Source organism: Tepidamorphus gemmatus (genome assembly GCF_004346195.1).
Taxonomy (GTDB): Bacteria; Pseudomonadota; Alphaproteobacteria; order Rhizobiales; family Tepidamorphaceae; genus Tepidamorphus; species Tepidamorphus gemmatus.
Genome location: NZ_SMAK01000003.1, coordinates 398,856 through 420,523, shown reverse-complemented (window position 1 = coordinate 420,523; position 21,668 = coordinate 398,856). Strand labels below are relative to the sequence as shown.

At 69.0% G+C, this 21,668-nt stretch carries 19 protein-coding genes; 6 read left to right on the top strand and 13 right to left on the bottom strand.

Features of this window, described 5'->3' with window-relative positions:
* Positions 1 to 47 precede the first annotated feature (47 nt).
* Entirely contained in the window at positions 48 to 473 is a 426-nt protein-coding gene (locus EDC22_RS07350; RefSeq protein ID WP_132805960.1) for a VOC family protein, read from the bottom strand.
* A 12-nt stretch (positions 474 to 485) separates the two neighbouring features.
* Entirely contained in the window at positions 486 to 1,625 is a 1,140-nt protein-coding gene (locus EDC22_RS07345) for a PA0069 family radical SAM protein (RefSeq protein ID WP_132805959.1), read from the bottom strand.
* Between the two features lie 102 nt (positions 1,626 to 1,727).
* Here EDC22_RS07345 and EDC22_RS07340 point away from each other — a divergent pair, with 102 nt between their 5' ends.
* A complete protein-coding gene (locus EDC22_RS07340) occupies positions 1,728 to 2,420 on the top strand; it encodes a TIGR04283 family arsenosugar biosynthesis glycosyltransferase (protein WP_132805958.1) in 693 nt (230 codons plus the stop codon).
* Between the two features lie 8 nt (positions 2,421 to 2,428).
* Entirely contained in the window at positions 2,429 to 3,019 is a 591-nt protein-coding gene (locus tag EDC22_RS07335; RefSeq protein WP_132805957.1) for a TIGR04282 family arsenosugar biosynthesis glycosyltransferase, read from the top strand.
* Positions 3,020 to 3,058: 39 nt separating this feature from the next.
* On the opposite strand, the gene EDC22_RS07330 is transcribed toward EDC22_RS07335, so the two are convergent.
* Positions 3,059 to 4,042, bottom strand: a complete 984-nt coding sequence (locus EDC22_RS07330) for an MBL fold metallo-hydrolase (protein WP_132805956.1) — start codon at positions 4,040 to 4,042, stop codon at positions 3,059 to 3,061.
* 167 nt (positions 4,043 to 4,209) lie between these two features.
* Entirely contained in the window at positions 4,210 to 4,593 is a 384-nt protein-coding gene (locus EDC22_RS07325; protein WP_165926823.1) for an SET domain-containing protein, read from the bottom strand.
* 261 nt (positions 4,594 to 4,854) lie between these two features.
* Here EDC22_RS07325 and ispH point away from each other — a divergent pair, with 261 nt between their 5' ends.
* Genes ispH through rnhA form a run of 3 tightly spaced genes read left to right on the top strand, consistent with a single transcriptional unit; the run spans position 4,855 to position 7,273 of the window.
* Entirely contained in the window at positions 4,855 to 5,820 is a 966-nt protein-coding gene (gene ispH, locus EDC22_RS07320) for a 4-hydroxy-3-methylbut-2-enyl diphosphate reductase (RefSeq protein ID WP_132805954.1), read from the top strand.
* Between the two features lie 5 nt (positions 5,821 to 5,825).
* Positions 5,826 to 6,788, top strand: a complete 963-nt coding sequence (locus EDC22_RS07315) for a homoserine kinase (RefSeq protein ID WP_132805953.1) — start codon at positions 5,826 to 5,828, stop codon at positions 6,786 to 6,788.
* On the top strand, positions 6,788 to 7,273 hold the full coding sequence (gene rnhA, locus EDC22_RS07310) for a ribonuclease HI (RefSeq protein ID WP_132805952.1): 486 nt from the start codon (positions 6,788 to 6,790) through the stop codon (positions 7,271 to 7,273). Before EDC22_RS07315 ends, rnhA begins: the two co-directional genes overlap by 1 nt.
* Before the next feature lie 68 nt (positions 7,274 to 7,341).
* Here rnhA and EDC22_RS07305 read toward each other — a convergent pair whose 3' ends face one another.
* From EDC22_RS07305 to EDC22_RS07285, 5 genes are all read right to left on the bottom strand, one after another.
* Positions 7,342 to 7,824 carry a YaiI/YqxD family protein gene (locus EDC22_RS07305; protein ID WP_132805951.1) on the bottom strand — a complete coding sequence of 161 codons (483 nt, stop codon included), beginning with the start codon at positions 7,822 to 7,824 and terminating at the stop codon, positions 7,342 to 7,344.
* A 7-nt stretch (positions 7,825 to 7,831) separates the two neighbouring features.
* Positions 7,832 to 8,392 (bottom strand): ActR/PrrA/RegA family redox response regulator transcription factor, encoded by a 561-nt coding sequence (locus EDC22_RS07300; RefSeq protein WP_132805950.1) that lies wholly within the window; start codon positions 8,390 to 8,392, stop codon positions 7,832 to 7,834.
* A gap of 312 nt (positions 8,393 to 8,704) precedes the next feature.
* Entirely contained in the window at positions 8,705 to 10,000 is a 1,296-nt protein-coding gene (locus EDC22_RS07295; RefSeq protein ID WP_132805949.1) for a glycosyltransferase family 39 protein, read from the bottom strand.
* A gap of 155 nt (positions 10,001 to 10,155) precedes the next feature.
* Positions 10,156 to 11,445, bottom strand: coding sequence for a hypothetical protein (locus tag EDC22_RS07290; protein WP_132805948.1), 1,290 nt, complete (start codon positions 11,443 to 11,445; stop codon positions 10,156 to 10,158).
* 121 nt (positions 11,446 to 11,566) lie between these two features.
* Positions 11,567 to 13,513, bottom strand: coding sequence for an AsmA family protein (locus tag EDC22_RS07285; RefSeq protein ID WP_132805947.1), 1,947 nt, complete (start codon positions 13,511 to 13,513; stop codon positions 11,567 to 11,569).
* A 261-nt stretch (positions 13,514 to 13,774) separates the two neighbouring features.
* On the opposite strand from EDC22_RS07285, the gene EDC22_RS07280 reads away from it, so the two are divergent.
* A complete protein-coding gene (locus EDC22_RS07280; protein ID WP_132805946.1) occupies positions 13,775 to 15,733 on the top strand; it encodes an acetoacetate--CoA ligase in 1,959 nt (652 codons plus the stop codon).
* A gap of 122 nt (positions 15,734 to 15,855) precedes the next feature.
* Here the strand turns inward: EDC22_RS07280 and EDC22_RS07275 are convergent, their stop codons facing one another.
* From EDC22_RS07275 to EDC22_RS07260, 4 genes are all read right to left on the bottom strand, one after another.
* Positions 15,856 to 18,213: a patatin-like protein gene (locus tag EDC22_RS07275; RefSeq protein WP_165926822.1), complete on the bottom strand. Its 2,358-nt coding sequence runs from the start codon at positions 18,211 to 18,213 to the stop codon at positions 15,856 to 15,858.
* 122 nt (positions 18,214 to 18,335) lie between these two features.
* On the bottom strand, positions 18,336 to 20,033 hold the full coding sequence (locus EDC22_RS07270; protein ID WP_132805944.1) for an ABC transporter permease: 1,698 nt from the start codon (positions 20,031 to 20,033) through the stop codon (positions 18,336 to 18,338).
* Positions 20,034 to 20,037: 4 nt separating this feature from the next.
* Positions 20,038 to 20,535, bottom strand: coding sequence for a hypothetical protein (locus tag EDC22_RS07265; RefSeq protein ID WP_132805943.1), 498 nt, complete (start codon positions 20,533 to 20,535; stop codon positions 20,038 to 20,040).
* Positions 20,536 to 20,597: 62 nt separating this feature from the next.
* Positions 20,598 to 21,650: a Fe(3+) ABC transporter substrate-binding protein gene (locus EDC22_RS07260; RefSeq protein ID WP_132805942.1), complete on the bottom strand. Its 1,053-nt coding sequence runs from the start codon at positions 21,648 to 21,650 to the stop codon at positions 20,598 to 20,600.
* Positions 21,651 to 21,668 lie beyond the last annotated feature (18 nt).

The following is a 21,668-nucleotide window of genomic DNA, read 5'->3' as shown; positions in this document are numbered from 1 at the left end:
CGGGCCGCCGGAGGGGTCGGGCGAACAGCGGCCCTCGAGCGGAAGGCTCAGTCGGGCAGAACGATCCGGCCGTCCTCGGCGAGCGGCCAGAGCGGGTTGTGCGCGACTTCCCACAGATGGCCGTCGGGGTCGGCGAAATAGCCGGAGTATCCGCCCCAGAAGACCTCCTCGGCGCGCTTTGTGACTGTCGCGCCTGCCGCCGCGGCCTCTGCGATCGTCGCGTCCACCTCGGCGCGGCTGGGAAGGTTCAGCGCCAGGGCGACGGCCCGGAAGCCCGCCCCCTCCGCCGACACGGCAGCGTCTTCGGCCAGCGGCCCGCGGCCGTACAGTCCGAGCACCACGCCACCCGCGTCGAAGAACACGACCTCCTGCATGCTCGCCCCCGATCTTCGCCAGCCCAGCCGCTCGTAAAAGGCGGCGCTCGCCTGGACGTCGCCGACGCCGAGGGTGACGAGATTGATCCGCTGATGCACGGGCGCGCTCCTTCAGAACAGGCTGAGCTGGTCGCCCGGGCTGACCGGGCGGGTGAAGAGGTCGGTGCGCAGCTGCAGCCGCTCGCTCGCATAACCGTTGCGGCTTGCAGCGAGCTCGAAACGCCGTCCGATCGTCCAGGCGATCGGACCGGTACCGCGCATGCGGGTGCCGAAGCCCGAGTCGTAATCCTTGCCGCCCCGCATCTGGCGGACGAGCGACATCACGCGCTCGGCCCGATCCGGCACGTTGGCGCGAAGCCATTCGACGAACAGATCACGCACCTCGAGCGGCAACCGCAACATGACGTATCCCGCCTCGCGCGCGCCGGCCGCGGCGGCGGCCGCCAGGATCGCCTCGATCTCCTGGTCGTTCAGGCCGGGAATCACCGGCGCGACCATTACCGCGGTCGGGATGCCCGCCTCGGCAAGCCGCATGATCGTCTCCAGCCTGCGCGATGGCGTCGCCGCGCGCGGCTCCATGGCGCGGGCAAGCCTGCGGTCGAGCGTCGTCACCGACAGCGCCACCTTCACAAGGCCCCGCTCCGCCATGTGCGACAGGATGTCGATGTCGCGCACGATCAGCGCCGACTTGGTGACGATCCCGACGGGGTGGTTGTGGCGCGCGAGCACCTCGAGCACCTGCCGGGTGATCCGCCACTGGCGTTCCACCGGCTGGTAGGGGTCAGTGTTGGTGCCCATCGCGATGGTGCGCGGCCGATAGCCGGGATCGGCCAATTCGCGCTCCAGCAGTTCAGCGGCGTTCGGCTTGGCGAACAGCCGTGATTCGAAGTCGAGGCCCGGCGACAGGCCCATATAGGCGTGGGTCGGCCGGGCGAAGCAGTAGCTGCAACCGTGCTCGCAGCCCCGGTAGGGGTTGATCGAGCGATCGAAGGAAATGTCGGGTGACTGATTGCGGGTGATGATCCGTTTCGGCCGCTCCTGCGTCACGGTCGTGCGGAACGGCGGCAGCTCGTCCAGGCTCGTCCAGCCGTCGTCGAAGATCTGCCGGGTTAGCCGCTCGTAACGCCCGGAAACGTTGGAGATCGCGCCGCGCCCGCGGCGGCGGTCGGGCGCGACAGCCGTCGCGAGCGCCGCTGGATCGGGGCAGGGCCGGCCATCGGGGCTGTGCGCGGTGACGGGTCGGTCGGTCATGAGCGCAGCTTATCGCGTTGACCTGAACAAATCAAGAACATTGACCACTCGAGCCTGTCTCCCGATGGAAGCGGCGAAAGCCTCGGTCTATAAGTCAGTCCCATGCTGACCGTGGTCGTTCCGACACTGGACTGCGAGCGCACGCTGGTCGCGACGCTCGCCGCGCTGATTCCCGCCGCCGCCGACGGGCTGGTCGGACAGGTGGTGATCGCCGACGGCGGCTCCACCGACGCGACGCTCGACATCGCCGACGAGCTCGGCTGCGATATCGTGCGCTGCCCGCGCGGCCGCGGCATCCAGCTTGCGGCCGGCGCGCGGCTGGCGCGTCATCCCTGGCTTCTGTTCCTGCATGCCGACACCTGTCTGGAGGATGGCTGGATGCGCGAGGTCCGCGCCTTCATCGAGCGGGTCGAGGCGAAGGGCGAGGCCGACCGCCGCGCCGCCGTGTTCGGCTTCGCGCTCGACGATCACGGTTTCCGGCCCCGCCTGCTGGAGGCGATGGTCGGACTGCGCTGCGCGTTGTTCGCGCTGCCCTACGGGGATCAGGGGCTGTTGATCTCGCGACGACATTACGAGCGGCTCGGCGGCTTTCGCCCGATCCCGCTGATGGAGGATGTCGATCTGGTGCGCCGAATCGGCCGGCGCGGCCTCGTCTACCTGCGCGCCAGGGCAGTCACCAGCGCGGAGCGCTACCGCGCGTCGGGCTATCTGGCGCGGATGGCGCGCAATCTCGGCTGCCTGACGCTGTTCTTCCTGCGGGTGCCGCCGCGCGTCATCGTCCGGATCTACGGCTGACATCGCCGATGACGGGCCGGTGGCTGGTCGTCATGGCCAAACGGCCCCGCGCCTTCGCGGTCAAGTCGCGGCTGGCTGCCGAAATCGGCGCGACGGAGGCGATCCGGTTCTATCGGACCAACCTTGCCCGGCTGATGCGCGCTCTCGCCGGCGATGCCCGCTGGACGACGGTACTTGCCGTCACGCCCGATCCTGCCGTGACCGACCGCGCCCTGCCGGCCGGCCTCGCCAGGATCGGCCAGGGCGCGGGCGATCTCGGCGCACGGATGCAGCGGATCATGGAGACGATGCCGCCCGGACCGGTCGTGATCATCGGCAGCGACATACCCGGCGTCCGTCCGGCGCACATCGACGTCGCGTTCCGGCTGCTCGGACGCCATGACGCGGTGTTCGGCCCGGCGGCGGACGGCGGCTATTGGCTGGTTGGCCTCAGGCGGCGCCCCATGGTCCCGCGCATCTTCGACGGGGTGCGCTGGTCGAGCGAGCATGCGCTCGCCGACACACAGGCAAATTGCACAGGCCTGTCGATCGGTCTCGTCGCATCCCTGACCGACATCGACACCGGTGAAGACTGGCGCGCGTGGCGGCGGCAGTCCTGACGACGGCCGCCCGCGGCATTCGCGCCGATGCGACCGCGTCTACACCCTGAGCTGGTAGCTGACCGGCACCCAGCGGAACGAATCCCCGGTCTTCTCGACAAAGCCGACCGCCGGGAACGGCATGTGATAGCCCGTCGCTGGAATGCGGTCGGTCGCCACCATGTCGAGGATCCGACGTCTGTTTGCGGCCGCGGCCGCCTTGTCCATGTCGAAATGGACATGCCAGTCCGGCCGCTGCAGCGACATGACGTAATGGTTGACGGAGTCGGCCCAGATCAGGAACGGCTTGCCCTGGCTTTCGATCATGTAGGCCATGTGCCCCGGTGTATGTCCGTGTGCGGCAACGGCGCGGATGCCGGACACCACCTCGCCGCCATCCTGCAGGAAGGTCATCTTCTCGGCGAAGGGCATCACGTTGGTGCGGGCAAGGCTGGCGGCGTTCTCGGCCGGGGTGCCGATGCGGTCGTCCGACGTCCAGAACTGGTACTCGGTCTCGCCGATCACGTAGCGGGCATTGGGGAACAGCGGCCGACCGTCCTCCATCAGGCCACCGATGTGATCGGGGTGGCAGTGCGTGATGACGACGACGCTGACATCGTCCGGTGCGTAGCCGGCCGCGGCCAGCCGCTCGCCCAGCAGGCCGGCGCCGGGCCGGCGCGCGGCGCCGTTGCCCGAATCGAACATCACCAGGTCGCTGCCGGTGTTGACGATCACCGGCGTGAAGGAGATCTCCATCCGCGTCGGCGGCAGGAAGTTCGCCTCGGCATAGGCCTGGACATCCTCGGCCGGCTGATCGTTGCCGAAGATCGGATGGGGACCGTCGAGCTGGATCGCCCCGTCGGCGATGGTCGCAATCTCGAAGTCGCCGAGCTCGAACCGGTAGACCGTCGGGGTGCTCGGCCCAAGCTTCTGCGGCGCGGCAGAGGTCGGCCTGATGCCGAGGCCGCCAACGGCCGTCATTGCCGCCGCTCCGGCACCGGTGAGCAGCGCCCAACGGCGGGTGACCTGCAGTCCTGTCGTCATGGTGTGTCCTCCCGAACTGGTCCGGCCAGCGCGCGTTACACGGTGGCTTCGGGCAAGATAGCGCCCGGGCCGGGAGGATCGCCCCGCGAGCGCGGCACCTCACACCATTGTGAGCGGCCCGACGGCAGCCCCGTCCGCCGCCATCGACCACGACGCGTCGCCTGTTGCTAGTCGCCCGAGTCCCACATCGGGTTCCGGCTCAGATAGCGACGGTCGAAGGCCTTGTAGTTGGTGGTGATTTCCTCGCCCCTGGCAATGGGGCGGATCGCCACCGAGCGCTCCTCGGTCTCGACGATGTTCGGATCGTCGGAATGGTTCATGAAGCGGGCATCGTCGACGCACAGCACGAAGACCGGCTGGTCGACCACGGTCTGGTAGCCGTACTTTAGGATGAAGTCGCGGGGGATGAACGCGCCCGGATCGACGTAGCGCAGGTCGATCACCTGGTCTATGCCACGGTCGAACTGCCAGATCGTGGCACCTTCCGGGATGTCCTCGTCGGCGAACAGACCAAGTCCCTGGATGGCGCTCGGCGCAACCCGCGTCTTCACTCGCAGCATTCCCGATACCCCTTGCGGCAAGCCGGCGCTCCCCACGGCGCGACCGTGCGGCGCGCGATATAGGTCATCCTGCGGCGCAATGGAACGGGATCGGCCGCCGATGTCGGAAAAGCGCAAACGACCGTCACCTGTCCGCCGGGCGGGCAGCCCGGCGTCGACGCAGCCTGGCCTTGACACTGCGGGGGCCGATTCCAGTATAGCCGGCGAGACCCCGCTCGCGCCGAGCCGGGACGCTGGACCCGAACGCTCCCGATGCCCGCCGACACGCGCCCGCCGCTGAAGATCCTGCTGTGCTCGCCGCGCGGCTTCTGCGCGGGTGTCGACCGGGCGATCCGGATCGTCGAACTGGCGCTGGAACGATTCGGGCCGCCGGTCTATGTGCGCCACGAAATCGTCCACAACCGCTACGTGGTCGAGGGTCTGAAGGCAAAGGGGGCCGTGTTCGTCGAGGAACTCGACCAGATTCCGGAGACCACAGCGCCGGTTATCTTTTCCGCGCACGGCGTGCCGAAGTCGGTTCCGGCAGGGGCGGCGGCCCGCAACATGCTGCAGATCGACGCCACCTGCCCGCTGGTCACCAAGGTGCACCGGGAAGCCGAGATCCACCACAAGCGGGGCCGCGAGATCGTGCTGATCGGCCATGCCGGACATCCCGAGGTGATCGGCACAATGGGCCAGCTGCCGGACGGCGCCGTCACGCTGATCGAGACGGTCGAGGATGCCCGCGCCTTCGTTCCCCGCCGCCCCGAGGCACTCGCCTTCATCACCCAGACCACACTGTCGGTCGACGACACCCGCGAGATCGTCGCGGTGCTGACCGAGCGGTTCCCGGACATCACCGGCCCGCACAAGGAGGACATCTGCTACGCCACGACCAACCGCCAGGAGGCGGTCAAGGCAGTGGCACCGAGGGCGGACGCGACGCTCGTCGTCGGCGCCCCCAATTCCTCGAATTCGCAACGGCTGGTCGAGGTCGCCGAACGGGCCGGCTGTCCGGTCTCGATGCTGGTGCAGCGGGCGAGCGACATCGACTGGAAACGCCTTGACGGCATCCGCACCCTGGCGATCACGGCCGGGGCCTCGGCACCGGAGGTGCTTGTCGAGGAGATCATCGGCGCGTTCGACCAGCGTTACGCGATCGATATCGAGACCGTTTCGACGGCGCAGGAGTCGATCGCCTTCAACCTGCCGCGGCAGCTCCGCGACGCTGCGGAATAGCGCATATGGCCGTCTACACCGAGGTGCCCGACGAGGCTCTGTCGCAGTTCGTCGCGGACTACGAAATCGGCGCGCTGCTCTCCTTCAAGGGTATTGCCGAGGGCGTCGAGAACACCAACTACCTGGTCCACGCCGAGGCGGGGAACTTCATCCTGACGCTCTACGAGAAGCGGGTGAACCCCGCCGACCTGCCGTTCTTCCTGGAGTTGATGGAGCATCTGTCGGGGAAGGGGCTAACCTGTCCGTTGCCGGTCCGCGACCGCAACGGCGAGGCGCTGCGCACCCTGTGCGGACGCCCCGCGGCGCTGATGACCTTTCTCGACGGGCTGTGGGTGCGCCGGCCCGGCGTCGAGCACTGCCGGGCACTCGGCGGCACGCTCGCGGCGATGCACAAGGCAGCGCTCGACTTCCCCGGCCAACGACGCAACGCCCTGTCGGTCGACGACTGGCGGCCGATCTTCGCCGCGGTCGCCGACCGGGCCGACACGCTGCAACCGGGGCTCGCCGCTGAGATGGAAGGCGAATTGCGGTTCCTCGAGACCAACTGGCCGAAGCACCTGCCGACCGGCATCATCCATGCCGACCTGTTTCCCGACAACGTGTTCTTCCTCGATACGCGGGTCTCCGGCCTCATCGACTTCTATTTCGCCTGCCGTGACGCGCTCGCCTATGACATCGCGGTCTGCCTCAATGCGTGGTGCTTCGAGCCCGACCTGTCGTTCAACGTCACCAAGGCGCGGGCAATGCTGACCGCCTATGCCGGCCGCCGCCGGCTGACCGGCGACGAGTACGACGCGCTGCCGATCCTGGCGCGCGGGGCGGCGATGCGCTTCTTCGTCACCCGCCTCTATGACTGGCTGAATCACCCGCCCGGCGCCTTCGTCCGACCGAAGGACCCCCTCGAATATGCCAGACGGCTGCGCTTCCACCGGGTGGTGCGGAGCGCCGCCGAGTACGGACTCGACTGATGGGGGAGAAGCCGCGCGTCGACATCTGGACGGATGGCGCCTGCTCGGGGAATCCGGGTCCGGGCGGCTGGGGCGCGCTGTTGGTGTCGGGCCAGCACGAGAGGGAACTGTCCGGCGGCGAGGCGCTGACCACCAACAACCGCATGGAGCTGGTCGCCGCGATTCGGGCGCTCAAGGCGTTGAAGAAGCCGTCGATCGTCCACCTGCACACCGATTCCAGCTACCTGCGCGATGGCATCACGTCCTGGCTGAAGACCTGGAAACAGCGCGGCTGGCGGACCGCCGACAACAAGCCCGTCAAGAATGTCGAGCTGTGGCGGGAGCTCGAATCGCTGCTCGGCGAGCACGAGATCTTCTGGCACTGGGTCCGCGGCCATGCCGGCGATCCCGGCAACGAGCGGGCCGACGAACTGGCGCGCGCCGGCATGGCGCCGTTCAAGCCGGCGCGGATCAAGCGCACGGCCGAGCCCCCCGCCGGCGGCTGAAGGGCGGCCCCTACTTGCGCCCCGCGCCCGGGACGAGCGGGCGCAGATCGAACAGCGCACCGGCCAGCTCAGGCCGGAAAGCCCCGGCGCTTCAGCCGGACCACGGCACGGTCGAGCGCGCCGAGAAAGGCGGAGCGATCCTTCGGAGAGAACGGACGTGGACCGGACGTGATATGTCCGGCCGACCGCAGCTCGGTCATGAGGTTGCGCATTGCCAGCGCCATGCCGATCGAGCCGGCGTCGAACGCCCGTCCGTTCGGTGCGATCGCCGCAGCTCCGGCCTGCACCACCCGCTCCGCGAGCGGGATATCCGCGGTCACGACGATTGTTGCGGGTCCTGCCCGCTCGGCGATCCAGTCGTCGGCCACGTCCGGGCCGCTCGGCACGATGACGCGCTCGACGAGCGGATCGCGTGGCACGGCGATGAACGCATTGGCGACGATAACGACCCTGATCCGGTGCCGCGCAGCGACACGGTAGACCTCGTCCTTCACCGGGCAGGCGTCGGCGTCGACAAGGATTGTGATCGCTGCCGGCGATGCCTCCGCCATCCGCGTGTCAGCGTGGTGCGCGCTTGGCGAGGATGCGCTGCAGGGTGCGCCGATGCATGTTCAGGCGGCGGGCGGTCTCGGAGACATTGCGGTCGCACAGTTCGTAGACGCGCTGGATATGCTCCCATCGCACCCGGTCGGCCGACATCGGATTCTCGGGGGGGGCCGCCTTCGCCTCGCCGTCGTTCATCAGGGCGGCAAAGACCTCGTCGGCATCGGCCGGCTTGGCCAGATAATCGACAGCGCCGAGCTTCACCGCCGTAACGGCGGTGGCAATGTTGCCGTAGCCGGTGAGGATGATCGCGCGGGCATCGGGCCGCTTCTCCTTCAGCCGCTGGATCACGTCGAGACCGTTGCCGTCGCCGAGGCGCATGTCGACCACCGCGAAGGCCGGCGCGTGCGCTTCCACCGCAGCAAGGCCGTCGGCCACCGTATCGGCCTCGGTGACGACGAAGCCGCGCCGCTCCATCGCACGTGCCAGCCGGTTCAGGAACGGCCGGTCATCGTCGAGGACCAGCAGACTGCGATCCTCAAGATGGGCCACCGTGCTCCGGGCTTCCTCGGTCATCTGCAGCATATCCTGGCTCGCCAGCATCCTGTACGCACATGCGCGACATATAGTCACCGATCGCCGGGCTGGCATTGCGATCCGTCATATTCGATATCAGCCATGCGTCCGATGCAAGGCATGTCAGACGGGCGAACGCCAGCGGTACCGCAAGTGCGGTCCACCAGCCATGGGAATCGACCAGCGACGAACTGGTGTTCGGCACCGGCAGCTGCATCGGCTGCTACGGCGCCTCGTCCTACGATTTCTCCTTAATCATCACCAAGGCTGAGCGGCGCGACGGCGCACGCTGATCGTCACACGGTACGGTGCCTATCCCGCCGGGTGGGTCAGGGCCAGCAGCGCCACCGTGACCACATTGAGCCCGACCGCGTAGGCGACGAGAACCTGCAACGCCGGCCTGAGGCCGGGCTTCACCGCGAGCGCCAGCATCACGAACAGGATCGGCAGCCAGTCGAGTGTGTAGCGCTGCACGTTGTACTGGCTGAAGCCGTTCGAATGGTAGAACAGCATCGGCACGACCATCGCCACGATCACCAGAAGCCCGATCACCACCGGCCGGCGCATCGGCGCGAAGACGGCGAGCAGCACGAACGGGCTGGCGGCCAAGAGCGAGGTGCCCGACGGGTCGAGATCGGCGAGATCGGTGAGATACGGCCCCTCGAACCGGGCATGGAACCCCTGAACGACGAGATAGAGCGCATTGAAGACGAAATAGGCTGACGAAAACAATCCGTGCTCGCGCAGCCGGTTGGAGATCATGTCGTCCGCATCGGGCGACCAGGCCGCTATGTAGCCGTAGCCGGTGTCGAGGGGATCGCCGAAACGGATCTGATTGTAGACGAGGTAGACCGCGAGCGCGGCCGCCACTGGCAATGCCAGCGCCAGCGCTCGGCGCCAGTGCGGCCATTTCAGCGAGATCAGCGGCTCGTCCGGACGCAGCGCCAGCGCGAACAGGAACGGCAGATAGAGGATGGTGAACTGGCGGGTGAGGAAGGCAAGGCCGATGCAGACACCGGCAAGCATCAGACTGCCGCCGCGCACCGCCTCGTGGATCGCGACCGCCACCAGCAGGAAGGCGATCGCCTGGGCGAAGAACCAGACGCCGTCGCCGCGGAACGTCACATAGTAGAGCGGCGTCGCGAAGCCGATCGCCAGAACCAGCCAGATCGCCGTCCGGGGCTCGACGGAGAGCCGTTCGAGAATGCGCCACCATAGGAGCAGCGACACGCCCGAAAACAGCGTGGCCAACGTGATGAAGCCCGAGAAACCGGTGCCGAACAGGGCCACGAACGGCATCGCCACGATCGCCGGGAACGGCGGGAAGATCACCCAGATGCGGCCATCGTATAGGGCGCAGTCCTCGTCCATGCATGCATCGACATGCAGCCGGCCGTTCAGGAAGGCATCTGCCAGGGCCGCGTAGGAGTTGGTGCCGCCCGATTCACCGAGCGCCCGCAGCGCCAGCGTGACGAGCAGCACGGCCGCCATCGCCAGGGTCAGCAGCAACAGCAGCGCACCGCGATCCGCCCGGAGATCGGCGAGTGCGGCACGACGGCCAAAGGCGCGCGCGGGCGATGTCGGGGCGTGGCGGGCGATATCCGTCATGGCTGCGCAATCCCGGTTCGCGGTCGCCGCCTGGCGGCGGCCGGCCTGCCGCAACCTATCGCAAGCGGGCCCCGAATGCGCGTCTGCCAGGCGAGGTCGGAGGCAATTTCCGACCGGATCGTTAACCGCAACGGTAAATGCCGCGGCCGCGCGGTTCAGCGGCGGCAGGTACAGGTCGCACCATGTGCGGCGCGGATCGCCTCGAGCGTCCGGGCGAAGCCATCCGCAACGGCGTCGGCCCGGGTTGCCGCCATCTCCAGATACCACTGTCGCTCGAGCATCGCGAAGGCGGCGTCGACCGCGCGGCGCTCTGCCTCGCCCAGACCATGGCTGCCGGAGCCGATCCAGCCCTGCGCGGCGGCGAAGACGCCTGCGCCGGATAGCCCGTCCGTCCGGGTGCCGAGCGCCGCCAGCAGCTCGGCCGCCAGCAGCTCGGCGTCGTGACGGCCGGGCCCCGAGCCCTCGCCGCCGATTTCGCCGCCGATTTCAGCGGCAAGCCCGCCGCCGATGGATGCAGCGGTGTCGGAGACGGCCGGCAGAAACGCGTCCAGCAGCGCGCGGGTCTGGGCGGCCCGCCGGGCAAAGCGATCGACCTGCGCCTCCATCGCCGCGGTCCATTGTACAACCCCCGTGCACAGGCCGGGGTAGAGATCCTGGCCGAGATAGGCATCGATGTCGCGGATCACCCGCCCCGCGACCCATCTGGCATCCTCGGTGGTGAAGAAGCCATCGACGCCGCGGGTTCTCGCGATCTGGCCGGCGAACTTCGCCGGCGCGGTCGAATCGGCCGGGGCCCGCACGAAGATCAGCCTGCCGGGCAGGTCGGTGTCGGGGGTCAGCGACGCCTCGACCGCCGCACGCAGATCGGCGAATTCGGAAAGCCGGACCAGCCGCAGCGCATCGTGATAGGCGCGCGCGCAGCCGACGATCGGCCAGCGCGCCTGCGTCACCACGGTCTCCCCCGAGGCCGGGACCGTCACGCGAATGCGCGCCTCGCCGCCGGTCCCGCGCGCACCGCGCTCGGTTCCGTCGGCGAGTTCGACGACCACCGGGAACTCGACCGACTGCCCCGGGTCGAGCGTCGCAATGACCGTCCGCAGCCGGTCGGCCTCGGCCGTCCAGTCGGCCGCCTCCCGCATCGCCGAGAGCACGGGCACGGCGCCGACGAATTCGATCTCGATGCGGATATCCGACAGCCCCACAGCGCCGCGGTTTTCCACCGCGAGCCGGGTGCGGGCCCGATCGCCCGGCGCATAGCTCGCTTGGGATGCCCGGTCGGTGGTGCGTTCTGCGATCAGGAACACGGCCAGCCCCCAGTCGGCGGCTGCGACGGGCAGGGCGCCCGCGCCGGCCGCGACTGCCAAGGCGAGCGCGCGGCAGCGATGCAGGAGGCGACGCGACAGGCAGGCGGCGGTCACGGCCTCGCAAAGACGCAGCACCACCATGGCCACTCCCCGAGCCGGCGCCGGCCCCCGCCGCGCGCGAATCATGCCCGGAAGGATACACGAGCCGCGGCCCCGCGACGAAGCGGCCGGCCGTGCCCGCGCCCCATCCAGCCGCGGCCCGCTATTGCTGCGGGGCGTTGACCACTGGCTGGCGTAGCCGTGGCGCCGGGCCTCGGTCGAGGGCATGACCGAGGATCTCCTGGACGACCAGCTCCGGCGGCTTCTGTTCGAGATCGCGCTTGAAGTCGCGCAGCAGCTCCTCGCTCACCGCCGCCCGCTCGAGCAGCCAAAGCGGATCGGGATAGATGCTCGGCCGCCCCACGGGACCTTCGATGACGAAGGGAACCGTCAGGCCTTGCTCCGAGTCCGCACCCCCAAGTTCGGCGAGCCCATGGCCTGCGATCGAGGCCGGCAACAGGCGGACCTCGGCTTCGGCGGACACGTCCAGACCGGGGCCGATCAGGCTGAAGTTTGCCGTCGAGGCCGTGCCCTGCGCGACGCGGAAGGTGGCTGCCAGCGTGTCGAAGCGGGTGCTTGCGGCCGGATTGGCGGGCCAGCCCTCCACCCTGCCCGTCCGCAACGTCTCGGCAAGGCTCGCCACATCGACGCCCGCCAGCGCACCCCCGGTGATGGCGATGCGACCCTCGCCCGACAGGGTCGAAACGATCTGCGAGGGCGTGGCGCCCGCGCCGCTGAGGGTTGCGGTGAGATTGCCGATACCGTCGATCCGCCTGATGCCCAGCGTCTGGCCGAGCAGCCGGGACATCTCGGTGCGCTCGAGTTTCGCCGAAAGCCTGAAGGATATTCCCTCGGGCGCCGGTGCCAGCGTCAGCGAACCGAGCCCCCGACCTGCGAACAGCGCGACATCGCCGATACCGATGTTGATCGCCCCGGAACGGACGGAAACGGTTCCGGCCAGCTCGCCGAATTCGATCGCCCCGAGATGGACCGTGCGGGCCGAGATGCGCATGTCGGCGGATACCTGGTCGAGATCCGCAATGGTGATCGGCTGGTCGAGCCAACCTGGCGTTCCGGGCGCCGAGTCCGGTCTGGCCGGCGGTCGAAAGCGGTCGAGATCGAGCACGTCGAAGGCCAGCGTGCCCTGCACATCCGGTCGCCCATCATCGCCCAGCTGGAGTCGCATCCCGCCTTCGGCGACACTGCCGTCGAGCGTCAGCGCGAGCTCCGACAGGGAGGCGGCGCGCCCAACCAGCCGCAGCTTTGCCGTAGCCGACAGCTCGGCGGGCACCGGAAGCCCGGCGCCGGCATGGCCCAGCCAGCGCAGGGCTGCGCGCACCGAGGAACTCGACAGCGCCACCGACCCATCGAAGTCGGCCTCGGTTCCGGTGCCGGCGCGGCCATCGAGGCCGGCACGCAGCAGACCGGACTCGAGCGCCAACCGCACGCGTGTGCTGCCGCCGGTCAGGTAGTCCAGCGGCGTGGCGGCCTCGAGCGCGACCGAGACGATCTCGCCGTTCCAGATGAGGGAGGCGGCCATCTTGAACGGGGCATTCAGCGCCGGCCAGACGATGCTGCCGTTGACGGCGGTGAGGCGGACCGTCCTGCCGGTGCGCTCGTCGACATGTTCGATGGCACCATCCTCGATGCGGATGGCGCCGATCCTCGTGCCCTCCCTGTCCGGAGCGGGCTGCCGCCCGGCCCACAGGTCGCCGAGCGCACCGCCATCGGGCACCCAGTCCGGCGCGCCGCCGGCTTCGGTGCCGATCACCACCTGCGGCCGCACCAGCGTCAGCTCGTCGAGGATGACATGGCCGGTCAGCAGCGGCAGCAACGCGATCTCGCCCCGGACGGCTTCGACCTCGGCGACGACATTCTTGCGGCGGCCCGCGGACCGCTCGAGCTCGACATCGCCGATGCGGAAGCCGAGCCGCGGGAACAGCGACAGGCGGGTCTCGCCGTGCACCTCGGTCTCCAGCCCGGTCAGCGCCTCGATATGGCGGATGGCAGCGTGGCGGACGGCCTCGGTGGTGATCGCCGCGCGGGCAATCACAGTCACGAGCGCGACCGCCAGCAGCCCCGCCGCGAGGACATAGGCCAGCCGCTTCATTGGAAAGACTTCCGCCGTGTCACCTCAGCTCGCTCCGGCGCTCGTTCCTGCGCTTCCTCCGGCCCGCGTTTCCTCCGGCCCGCGTTTCCTCCGGACGGCACCGGCGCACAATACAGCCCGACGGTCGCGATCCCAAGGCTACTCCCCATTTGGAGGCACCTGCCCGCCGGGCTGGCGACGGCCGGTCCACTGTGGCAATAGACGGCACGGTCGAGACTGCACGGCCGCACTGTCCCGCTCCCCGCACGCTGAGGAGGCCCCATGTCCGGAACGCCGCTGTGGACCCCGTCGCCGCAACTCGTCGCCCAGGCCAACATGACGCGGTTCCGCGAGCGCGTCGATCCCGGCGGCCGGCTGCGGGAAGGCGGGTACCGGGCGCTGCATGCGTACTCCATCGACGAGCGAGAGGCGTTCTGGTCCGCCGTCTGGGATTTCTGCGGCGTCATCGGCGACAAGGGCGAGCGCATCCTCGTCGACGGCGACCGCATGCCGGGCGCCGGGTTCTTTCCCGACGCACGGCTGAACTTCGCCGAGAACCTGCTGCGTCGCGCCGACGACGGCGAGGCGCTGATCTTCCGCGGCGAGGACAAGGTACGCCGCAGGATGAGCTGGGCCGAGCTGAATGCGCTGGTCTCGCGCCTGCAGCAGGCCTTCGCCGCGCACGGCGTCGGCGTCGGCGACCGGGTCGCGGCGATCATGCCCAACATGCCCGAAGCGATCGCCGCCATGCTGGCCGCCACCTCGCTGGGGGCGATCTGGTCGTCCTGTTCACCGGATTTCGGCGAGCGCGGCATTCTCGACCGGTTCGGACAGATCGAGCCGAAGCTGCTGATCGCCTGCGACGGATACTGGTATGCCGGCAAGCGGATCGACATTTCCGACAAGGTCGCGGCGGTCGCAGCCCGGCTGCCGACGCTGGCGGCGGTGATCGTGGTGCCGTATCTGGGCGAGGCGGAGGCCGCGGCGGCGAAGGTCGCGACGGGCATGACGCTGGCCGCGGCGATCGAGGCTTACGCCGCCGGGCCGGTCAGCTATGTCCGGCTGCCCTTCGCCCAGCCGCTCTACATCCTGTTCTCGAGCGGCACGACAGGTGTCCCGAAATGCATCGTCCATTCGGCCGGCGGCATGCTGATCCAGCATCTGAAGGAGCATCAGCTGCACTGCGATGTCCGGCCCGGCGACCGGATCTTCTACTTCACCACGCTCGGCTGGATGATGTGGAACTGGCTGGTATCGGGGCTCGGCTCGGGCGCGACGCTGCTGCTCTACGACGGTTCGCCGTTCCATCCGGATGCAAACGTGATCTTCGACTACGCCGCCGAGGAGAGGATGACGCTGTTCGGCACCTCGGCGAAGTTCATCGATGCGGTCAAGAAGGCAGGCCTCAGGCCACGCGACTCGCACGACCTGTCGAGCGTCCGGCTGATGACCTCGACCGGGTCGCCGCTGGCCGCCGAAAGCTTCGATTACGTCTACGAGGCGATCAAGCCGGACGTGCATCTGGCCTCGATCTCCGGCGGCACCGACATCGCCGCCTGCTTCGTCATCGGCAACCCGCTGTCGCCGGTCTGGCGCGGCGAGATCCAGGGCCCCGGGCTCGGCATGGCGGTGGATGTCTGGGACGACGATGGCAGGAGCTGTCCGGCCGGCGTCAAGGGCGAGCTGGTCTGCACCCGGGCATTCCCGTCGATGCCCGTGCAATTCTGGAACGATCCGGATGGCGCGAAATACCGGTCGGCCTATTTCGAACGCTTCGACAATGTGTGGTGCCACGGCGATTTCGCCGAATGGACCGAGCACGGCGGAATGATCATCCACGGCCGCTCGGATGCGACGCTCAATCCGGGTGGCGTGCGGATCGGCACTGCGGAGATCTACGCCCAGGTCGAGCAGATGCCGGAGATCCTGGAGGCTCTCGCCATCGGCCAGAGCTGGGACGACGACGTGCGCGTCGTGCTGTTCGTGCGGCTGGCCGAGGGGGTGGTCTTCGACGAAGCGCTTGTCGCACGAATCAAGAAGCAGATTCGCGAGGGCGCGAGTCCGCGTCACGTGCCCGCGCGCATCGTCCCGGTGCCCGACATTCCCCGCACCAAGTCCGGCAAGATCACCGAGCTTGCGGTGCGCGACGTCGTGCATGGCCGCGAGGTGAAGAACAAGGAGGCGCTGGCCAACCCGGAGGCTCTCGAGCATTTCCGCGACATCGAGGCACTGAAGTCCTAGGTTCGACGACCCGATCGTCGCCAGGCCCACTCCCGGCGAGGCGAGAACCGCTTCTGCGTCGGAACTCGCGCCGACGCGGGGAGGTCGGGTGGATCATCGGGTCTTGAGAACGACGAACCGCCCTAGCGTCCGAATGCCGGGGCGCGGATGGCGGCCACCTCCTCGAGCAGCCGCGGCACGAGATGCGGATCGGCGGTCAGATGCGGCCCCTCCGCCGCCAGGATCGCCTCGAACAGCGCCTTCTTGACGGACAGCCGGTCGATGCCGGCCGCGGCCTCCGCGGCCGCGGTCATGACGACGTCGACCAGCCGGTCGGCAGCAACCAGACGGCCCCACAGATAGTCGTTCTCGCGCCAGGCGCGGTTGAAGAAGGCACCGAAGCGGCGCAGCCGCACACCCTTCAGCTTGTCCATCGCGGTGCCGGCGCGGATGGCGCGCGCATCGGAGGGACTGATCCGGAACACGCGGATGATGTCGAGCTCGTCGAGATCCTGCCACTGGGTCATCGGCAGGGTCAGCACGTCGAAGAACGGGAAGCCGATATAGGCGATGATCAGCTCGTGGCGGGCCCACAATGGCAGGCTGTTGAGCACCATCACCGAGAAGATCTCGTCGAGCCTGTCGTCGTCCCGCTTCAGCGCGAGACGTTCGCCGATACGCGCGATGGCGGCCTGCCGCGCATCGGCGGCCTGCGCCGGGTCGGCGAGCTGTCGGACGGCGTCGACCAGATCCGCCTCGCCGGGCAGGTCGCGCAGCCGCCGCCGCACCGAGTCGAGCAGCGCATAGAGCTCGGACTTCAGCTCGTCGAGACGGGTCTCGTCGAGCGGCTCGACATGCGCCTCCGGTCGATCGGCATGGTAGAGATCGTTGAGGTGGCGGATGATGAAGCGCAGCCTTCGGATACGGAAATCGACATCGAAGGCGCGCAGGAAGGCGACCGCCTCGGCCGACACCCGGCCCTCCGCCCCGCGCGGCGTCTCGAGGAGTGGCCGGGCAATGGCGTGCCCGAGCCCGGCAAGACTCGTGTCCGTCATCGTCTCGGCGATCGAACGCAGGCGGCGGGCGACGGTCAGGATCTTCAGGCGCAGATAGCTCTCGAAGGCGAAGCCGGCATCCGTCGCCGCAGCCTCGTTGGCAAGGTCGCGCCAGCGGGCGAAGGTGCGCGCATCCGGCGCGGTTTCGTCCTCCTCCGCGAGAATGTTCTCGACCAGCGACCGGATCCGCGGACGCGCCGCCTCGACGACTTCGGAGATCACCGAGACCTGGCTGTTGAGCGCGGCGAGGCGCTCGAGTTCCTGGTGGATCGGCTCGTTGCGCGGAATCTGCGCGAGCGAGGTGAAGATCGCCCGGAAGAACCCGGGCAATGGTTCATCCTCGGCAAGCTCGACATCCGGGTTCGGGTCGACGAAGACGATGCGGCGGACAACCTCGCGGTTGGCGGGTCTGCCCATCAGAGCCGACACCGCCGCCGCGAACGGCTTGTTGGTCACGACCGCGCCGTCGACGAAGGGCGTGGTCAGCGGATCGCGGCCGTCCCTCAGGATCACGCCGAGCTTGTCGCGGATGAACCGCTCCCGGTCGGGCCAGGCCGATCCGTGGCCGGCGAGCACCTGCTCGATCTCGGTCAGCGTCGCCGGCGGAAACGCGCCGGGAAAGGACGAGGTGGCGCGCGCCGCGAAAACGAGACCCGGCAGGGCGCGGTCGTCGAACTCGGTCTCCGCGTCACCGCCGCCGTGCCTCAGATAGCGGAAGGCGAGGGTCAGCTGGTGCTCGAGCTCCACGGCGAGGGGCGGATCGTCAAGCGGAATGGTGCGCGGATGGCCGTGATAGTCGGTGACCGAGACGAACAGGTCGAGCGCATGATCATCCGGCAGCAGCGAGGCGCCCGGCTCGGGCGTGCCCATCGCCTCGGCCGCCTCAAGCATCCAGCCGGAGAATCGCGGTCCGGAGAAGGGCGGCTGGAACCAGCGCGAGCGGACGAACAGATCGAGCTTGGCGCGGGTCTCGGGATCCTCGGCAAGGTCCGGAGCCATCTTCAGGATGCGGCCGAGGAACGGTGTCAGGAACCTCTTGCTCCAGCGTCCGGCGAGCGCATCCTCCTCGATCAGCCGGGTAATGTCGGCCTTCTCCAGCCACATGTCGCGCAGCGGCGCCAGCGGCAGATCGTGGGCGAGCGCCCGTGCCAGGAAGACACCGTTGATGCCGCCCGCCGAGGCGCCGGCGATCACGTCGACAACGACCCTCAGTTCCGTCTGCGCCGACAGGCGGTGCAGCAGATCGACATAGATCGGCTCGGTATCGGCGCCATCCGGCAGCCTGCCGGGCGCGCCGGCCCGTCCGCGGTCGGACCGCGGCGTCCCGTGCAGCAGCTTGGACGCCCGGACGAGCTTGCTGACCTCGTGGCACACGCCGAACATGTAGACGGCCAGCGAGACGCCGCCGTACAGGACCAGCGCGAGGCGCAGTTCCTTCTCGCGCATCGCAGACCCCCGAAGGGTTTCCCCCGATCGCAACGCCGGTCGCACCGCTGCGCGCCGACCCGATTCGCCGCCCATTGTGGCAAGTCGCGGCACGTCGGCAAGGCGCAGGTGCGACGCGGCCGCTAGATCGACGGCAGCGTTGCGCGGGCGGCGGTGCCGGCACCGGGTCTGGACTGTCGCGCGCTACGCGCCAGCAGCGCCACCGGCAGGAGCCCCGCGGCGACAATGGTCAGCGCGGCGAGCGCGCCCTGCTCGACCATCTGCATCGACGCATAGGTGTAGACATGGGTCGCCAGAGTTTCGAAGTTGAACGGCCTGAGCAGGATTGTCGCAGGCAGCTCCTTCATCGAATCGACGAAGACCAGCAGCGCCGCCGTCGTCGCCGCCGGTCTGACGAGCGGCAGATGGATCTCGCGCAGCACCCGGCCGGGCGATCTGCCGAGCGAACGCGCCGCCATGTCGATGGAGGGCGTGATGCGCTCGAGGCCGGCCTCTACCGTGCCGTGGGAGACGGCGAGGAAGCGGACGACATAGGCATAGACGAGGGCCGCGATGCTGCCCGTCAGCAGCAGGCCAGTCGACAGCCCGAACCACTGGCGCGCGAGCCCATCGACCGCGTTGTCGAGGGCTGCGAGCGGTATCACGATGCCGATCGCCAGCACCGTTCCCGGCACCGCGTAGCCGATCGCGGCGATGCGGCCGGCGGCGCGAACCAGCCGCGAGCCCGTCAGGCGCGCCGCATAGACGAGGACCAGGGCGGCCACGACCGCGGCGAGCGCTGCGGCGAGCGAAAGCGTCAGGCTGTTGGTGACCAGCGAGAAATAGGCCGGACCGAAATCGGAGGCGCCGCGGCGGATCGCAGCGGACAGGAGATAGCTCGCCGGGAACACGAAGCCGGCCAGCACCGGCACCGCGCAGACGGCGACGGCGGCGATGGCGCGCCAGCCGCGCAGCGGATGGTCGGGCAGGGGTTGCTGGCGGCGGGCAGTATTGTGGAAGCGCTGCAGGCCGCGGCCGCGCCGTTCCAGCCAGATCAGCAGCAGCACCGCGAGCAGCATCGCGCAGGCAAGCTGGGCGGCGCCGGCGAGATCGCCGCGATTGACCCAGGTGGCATAGACCGACAGCGTCAGCGTGCGCACGCCGAGATACTGGACGGCGCCGATGTCGTTGAGACATTCCATCAGCGCCAGCGTCACCCCGACCACGGCGGCCGGTCGCGCAAGCGGCAGCGCCACTTCGCGGAAGCACCGCGCCGGACCGGCGCCGAGGGTGCGGCCGACGTCGAGAACGCAGACCGACTGCATCAGGAAGGTGGCGCGCACGGTCAGGTAGACATAGGGATAGAGCACCGCGCTCATGACGAACACGGCGCCACCCAGCGAGCGGATGTCGGGGAACCAGTAGTCGCGGATCGAGGAGAAGCCGAACAGGCTGCGGATGCCGCTCTGGACCGGACCGACATGGTCGAGCAGTTCGACATAGCAGTAGGCGACGACGTAGGTCGGCACGGCCAGCGGCAGCAGCAGCATCCATTCGAGCATGCCGCGGCCCGGAAAGCGATACATCGCAACCAGCCAGGCCGTGGCGATGCCGACCACTGCGGTGGCCAGTCCGACGCCGAGCATGAGCAGCGCCGTCGCCTTCAGCGACGGCGGCAGCACGGTCGCCAGCAGATGCGTCCAGACGGCAGCGTCGCCGCTCAGGGCGATCGCCACCAGCGCCACGATCGGCGCAATGGCGACGCCGGCGACCAGCAGGGCCCCGGCCGCGGCGGCGCGGTGATGGCGGATCGCCGCGCCCCCGCCTCGCCGCAGCCGCATCCGCTCAGTTGACGGAGCGGCCGGACGGATCACGCGGCGCCATCGCGATCACCTCGGAGGGGATCGGGATCAGGTCGAGCCCCGCGCCGGACAGCTCCGCCGCGTAGGCATCCGCTGCGGCGAGGAACTCGTCGACCCGGTCGATCTCGACGAGCTGACGCCCGCTTTCCTCGGCGACGGCGCGCAAGCCGTTCTGGCAGCTGGCGATCATCCGCAGCGCCAGACATTCGTCGCGGCACATGAAGCGGCAGGGTCGGGGGTAGCAGGCCACCCCCCGGCATCCCTCGCTGCGCATGATCCGCACCCAGCCGGACAGCTCGGACACGATCCGCTTGGCCGCCAGCGGCCCGACCTCGCGGGCATGGTCGTTCCAGACCGCCTCCCAACAGGAAATGTCGCCGGTCTCGTATCCGGCGATCCAGCCGCGCATGCCGAGAATCACCAGCCGCTCGGGCTTGCGGTCGAGGCTGATGCGCGTACGCCAGGCACAGTTGACAGACATCGCTTCTCCTCCGCCGTGCCGCGCGGCGCAATGCCCGCCCGGCACGGACCTGCCGGTGACGGTCAGCTCTTCGGGCCGCCGTCGAAGTTCACCTCGTCGACGAGCTCGCTGGCGCGGGCACGCCTGGCTGCCACTTCGGTCAGCGGCAGCGTGTCGGCCTTGAGCTCGCCCCACGACCGAACGATCTCCGATGCCTTGACACCAGGCTTCAGCGGATACTCGAAGTTCGCCTCGGCCAGGAGATACTGCGCCTTGTCGGAGGTCATGAACTCGATCAGCGCCAGGGCGGCGTCGCGGTTCGGCGCGTTCCTCGCCATCACCACGCCGGAGATGTTGACGTGAGTGCCGCGGTCGGCCGCGTTGGGGAACAGGACCTTGATCGCCTTCGCCCAGTCCTTCTGCTCCGGCTCGCTCTCATTGGTCTGCATCAGCCCGACATAGTAGGTATTGCCGATCGCCAGATCGCATTCGCCGGCGAAGATCGACTTCGCTCCGGCGCGGTCGTTGCCGCCCGGATTGCGGGCGAGATTGTCGCGCAGCCCCTCGAGCCAGGCCTTCGTCTCGGCCTCGCCGTGATGGGCGATCATCGAGGCGAACAGCGCGATATTGTAGGGGTGCTGCCCCGAGCGGATGCAGATCCGGCCCTTCCACTTCGGATCGGCGAGCTCCTCGTAGGTGATCTCGTCCTGTTCGACCCGGTCCCTGGAGGCATAGACGATCCGCGCCCGCTGCGACAGGCCGAGCCAGTGACCGTCGGGGTCGCGGTACTGGGACGGGATGTTCGCCGCGACGACATCCGAGACGATCGGCTGGGTGATGCCGAGATCCTTGGCCCTCTGCAGCGCGCTGATGTCCACCGTGATCAGCAGGTCGGCCGGGCTGTTGGCACCCTCGGCCTGGATGCGCTCGACGAGTTCGTCCTTGCCGAACAGCACGTTCACCTTGGTTCCGGTCTCGGCGGTGAAGGCATCGAGGATCGGCTGGATCAGTCCGGGCTCGCGGGTGGTGTAGACGTTGACCTCGGCCGATCGGGCCGGCGCCAGCATGCCGCTGGCGAGAATACCGGATAGCGACAGGACGGCGGCCGCCAGCGGCCGGGCGAGACTAAGGATCATGACTTCCTCCAATCGACA